1 pseudogene is annotated in these 605 nt (G+C 74.7%); it reads right to left on the bottom strand.

The features are described from left to right. A pseudogene (locus Q2100_RS31580) lies at window positions 1-450 on the bottom strand (hypothetical protein); the annotation flags it as partial. Between the last annotated feature and the right edge of the window lie 155 nt (window positions 451-605).

A 605-nucleotide genomic window follows, 5' to 3' on the forward strand; every position in this document is an offset into this window, starting at 1 on the left:
AGCAGCCTCAGGTGCCGGAGCCGGAGCCGCCAGCGCAGCGGCGTCCGGAGCGGCCTCGGGTGCCGGGCCGACCGCATGCGCGGGATCGACGCCGGCAGGCAGATGCGCCTCGGTACCCGGGACCGCCCCGGCCGCCGGGACATGGGCGACCGGTTCGGCCACGAACTGATTGACCGCGGTGGCCACATTGCGCGAATCAGGTGGCGCCGCCGAGTTTCCGGCGAACGCCGCAGCGGCGGCCATCAGCATCGACACGGCGTTGTTCGGGTCGGCCGCCGCCTGCTGGATGGCCGGCCCGAGGCTCTCCATGGCCGGCAGACCGGGCGCCTGCAGCGCGTCGATCGGCAGCGGAGGAGCGGGCTGGGCGTGAGCTGTTGCGCTGCTCAGCAGCAGGGCGGCCGACGAGCCGACCGCGGCCGCTGCGGCGAGCAGTGTCCTGATCCGTGACATGGCACTCCTAGACGGTGTGGTGGGGCGTGATCAGGGCAGGGCGGAGACGGGGAACATCGCCGCGGCGGCCGCGGGTGCCGCCGGAAGGACCGGCACCGCGGGTGCGGCCGCTGCCACCGGTGCGGCTGCTGCCACCGGTGCGGTTATTGCCACCG

The organism is Mycolicibacterium arseniciresistens, assembly GCF_030519285.1.
Classification (GTDB): Bacteria; Actinomycetota; Actinomycetes; order Mycobacteriales; family Mycobacteriaceae; genus Mycobacterium; species Mycobacterium arseniciresistens.